At 72.0% G+C, this 3,570-nt stretch carries 3 protein-coding genes and 1 pseudogene; 3 read left to right on the top strand and 1 reads right to left on the bottom strand.

Features of this window, described 5'->3' with window-relative positions:
- Positions 1–138: 138 nt before the first annotated feature.
- A complete protein-coding gene (locus C1I97_RS33405; RefSeq protein WP_111006774.1) occupies positions 139–1,440 on the top strand; it encodes a ribonuclease D in 1,302 nt (433 codons plus the stop codon).
- 131 nt (positions 1,441–1,571) lie between these two features.
- Here C1I97_RS33405 and tnpA read toward each other — a convergent pair whose 3' ends face one another.
- A complete protein-coding gene (gene tnpA / locus C1I97_RS33410) occupies positions 1,572–2,018 on the bottom strand; it encodes an IS200/IS605 family transposase (protein ID WP_111006775.1) in 447 nt (148 codons plus the stop codon).
- Between the two features lie 23 nt (positions 2,019–2,041).
- Between tnpA and C1I97_RS33415 the strand changes: the two genes are divergently transcribed.
- Complete coding sequence (locus C1I97_RS33415; protein WP_258382859.1) at positions 2,042–3,325, top strand: RNA-guided endonuclease InsQ/TnpB family protein; 1,284 nt, start codon at positions 2,042–2,044, stop codon at positions 3,323–3,325.
- Between the two features lie 36 nt (positions 3,326–3,361).
- Positions 3,362–3,570, top strand: a pseudogene (locus tag C1I97_RS33420) (substrate-binding domain-containing protein); the annotation flags it as partial.

The following is a 3,570-nucleotide window of genomic DNA, read 5'->3' on the forward strand; positions in this document are numbered from 1 at the left end:
CCCCCAGGCCCTGGCCGCCTCCCCCCTGCCGGTCGTGAATCGGACGTGACCTCGACCTGACTGGTTTACGACCCCCCGGCGCCCGCCGACGGAACGTTCCGTCGGCGGGCGCCGTCCATCCACGGATACCCTTGACAGGTGACCGACGCCCAAGAGACCGCAGCAGACAGTTCACTGCGCATCACCGGGGGCGCCCCTCCGGACGACGGCGGATCCTCTGACACCGGGGTGCCGATCGACACCGGGGTGCCGATCCCGCTGTTCGAGCCCCGCGAGGGCATACCGCCCGTCATCGCCGACACGGACGCCCTCGTCCAGGTGGCCACCGCCTTCGCCGCCGGCTCCGGCCCCGTCGCCGTCGACGCCGAACGGGCGTCCGGCTACCGCTACGGCCAGCGCGCCTACCTGGTGCAGCTGCGCCGCGAGGGCGCCGGCACCGCGCTGATCGACCCCGCCGCCTGCCCCGACCTGTCCGGCCTCGGCCAGGCCCTGTCCGGCGTGGAGTGGGTGCTGCACGCCGCCACCCAGGACCTGCCCTGCCTGCGCGAGATAGGCATGGCGCCCACCGCCCTGTTCGACACCGAGCTGGCCGGCCGGCTCGCCGGGTTCCCGCGGGTCGGGCTCGGCGCGATGGTCGAGGGGGTCCTCGGCTTCGTCCTGGAGAAGGGCCACTCCGCCGTCGACTGGTCCACCCGCCCGCTGCCCGAGCCGTGGCTGCGCTACGCGGCGCTCGACGTGGAACTCCTCGTCGACCTGCGGGACGCGCTGGAGAAGGAGCTCGACCGGCAGGGCAAGCTGGAGTGGGCCCTGCAGGAGTTCGACGCCATCGCCTCGGCACCCCCGGCCGGGCCCCGCAAGGACCCCTGGCGGCGCACGTCCGGGATGCACAAGGTGCGGCGCAGGCGGCAGCTCGCCGTCGTACGGGAGCTGTGGCAGGCCCGGGACCTGATCGCCCAACGGCGGGACGTCTCACCGGGCAAGGTGCTGCCGGACGCGGCCATCGTGCAGGCCGCGCTCTCCGTTCCGGCGAACGTGCACGCCCTCGCCGCGCTGAACGGCTTCGGGCACCGCCTGGGGCGGCGACAGCTGGAGCAGTGGCAGGCCGCGATCGACCGGGCGCTGGCCCTCGACGACTCCGAGCTGCCCCAGTCCGGACAGCCGGTGACCGGGCCCCCGCCGCCCCGGGCGTGGGCCGACAAGGACCCCGCGGCGGCGGCCCGGCTGTCCGCCGCGAAGGCCGCGGTGTCCGCGCTGGCCGAGCGGCTGAACATGCCGCAGGAGAACCTCGTGGCCCCGGACGCGGTGCGGCGGCTCTGCTGGGAGCCGCCGAGGAGTGCCGACCTCGAGTCGGTCGGCGCCGCCCTGGCGGGGTACGGGGCGCGGCCCTGGCAGGTGGAGCAGGTGTCGCCGGTGCTGGTGGAGGCGCTGGCGGTCGCCTGATCACCGTGAGGCGTTGCGCCGTGCGCCGTGCGCGAGTGCGAGTTCTTCTTTGGCCTTGCGCAGTGCTCCGCCCTTCGGGGCGGAGGCGAAGCGCATCCCTCCTCGGCGTTCCGGTGCGGAGTGCCGGGGCATCACTGTGCGGCATGAGGCTCACACGGGCGTTGCTGGTCCTCGATGTACTGGCGTACGGCGGTCGGCGGCGCCCCGCCGCAGCTCCCGGCGAAGTACGAGCCGGACCAGAAGCGGCCGCCCCACAGGTGCCGGCGCACGTGGGCGTCGTACTCCTTGCGCAGCAGCCGGGCGGAGACGCCCTTGAGGGAGTTGACCAGCTTGGAGAGCTGGACCTTGGGCGGGTAGTGCACGAGCAGGTGCACGTGGTCATGCTCGCCGTTGAACTGCCTCAGCTCGGCCTCGAAGTCCTCGTACACCTTCTTCATGATCTGCTCGCACCGCCTCAGCGCGGCGTCGGTGAGGGCGCCGCACCGGCACTTGGTGAAGAACACCAAATGGGCACGGAGGTGGTGGACGACGTGACGGCCGGTGCTCACATCAGGATCTGGGCTCTGGCGTGGCGACACGTACTAAATGCTAATGTGATCGAGTGACCACGGAGCGTGCGCAGAAGGAGCGGCGGTTCGGGCACCGTGCCCGGCTGGCGCTGACGCCTGCGCAGGTCCGGCTCGTCGACGCTCAGGCGCACGCCGCCCGTGCGACGTGGAACCTCCTGCACGACTGGTGGACCTTGCTGCCCAAGGGCAAGCGCACGCTGGCCGCCGCCGATGCGGCGATCCGCCAAGCCCGCAAGGAGGTCGGCTGGCTCGCCGCCCTGCCCGCCCAGGCCGCGCAGGCGGTGCTGAGGACGTACCTCCAGGCATGGAGGAATTGCTGGCAGGGGCGGGCCGACGCGCCGAACTTCAAGGCCCGCTTCCGGTCGGTGATGTCCGTGGACATCCCGCAGGGGCGTGACCTGCAGATTACGCGGGTGCACCGCCGCTGGGGCATGGTCAACATCCCCAAGGTCGGCCGCGTCCGGTTCCGCTGGACCAAGGACCTGCCTGTCGGCAAGAAGGCGGACGCCGGAAATCGGATCACCGGCGCCCGCCTGGTGAAGGATGCGCTCGGCTGGCACATCGCCTTCCGTGTGACCACCCTCGAGGACACTCCCGAGCCGCACGCCGGGCCTGAGGTCGGCATCGACCTGGGCGTCACCGTCCCCCTGGCCCTCTCGGACGGAACCACCAGGACCCACGGCGAGTGGCTGACCGGCAAGGAACAGGCCAGGCTGCTCCGGTTGGAGCGGCGGGCCGCCCACCGCAACAGCTTCCGGAAGCGGGGGGAGCGTGCCTCCCGCCGCCTTCAGCGGACCTACGACCAGATCGCGAGCCTTCGCGCGACAGCCAAGCGCAGGGCGAGTGACTGGCAGCACCAGACCACCACCGAACTCGCCCGCACCTACGGCGTGATCGTGGTGGAAGATCTGGCCATCACGAATATGACCAGAAGCGCCAGGGGCACCATCGAGAACCCGGGGAGGAACGTCGCGCAGAAGTCCGGTCTCAACCGCTCCATCAGCGGCGAGGCCTGGGGCCGGACCATCGCCCTGCTGACGTACAAAGCCGCCCGCCTCGGCGGCGCCCTGTACAAGGTTCCCGCCCCCGGCACCTCCCGGCGCTGCTCGGCCTGCGGCTTCACCACGCCGGACAGCCGGGAGTCCCAGGCCGTGTTCGTGTGCAAGAACGAAGGCTGCGGCTGGTCGGGCAACGCCGACCACAACGCGGCCCGGAATATCCTGCACCTGTACCGGACGGGCCTCGCGCTCGTCCCGGCTGCCGGAAGGGCAGTCGTCAGGCGCCCACGTGGCGTCAAGCCCGCCACCGCAAGGTAGGAGGGAATCTCCCGGCCTCCCGCCGGGAGAGCACTTCAAGACAACGACATCATGGCGGTCGCCGGGCTGTCGGTGGCCGCGGAGATGGGCCTGCGCGTCCCGGCCGACGTCTCGCTGCTGGCCTGGGACGACTCCCAGTTGTGCCGGCTGACCCACCCGACCCTGTCCGCGATGAGCCACGACGTGCACGGCTTCGGCGCGGACGTGGCCCGCACACTGTTCGGGGTGGTCGGGGAGGAGGAAGG

The sequence above is a fragment of the Streptomyces sp. NTH33 genome, assembly GCF_003236365.1.
Lineage (GTDB): Bacteria > Actinomycetota > Actinomycetes > Streptomycetales > Streptomycetaceae > Streptomyces.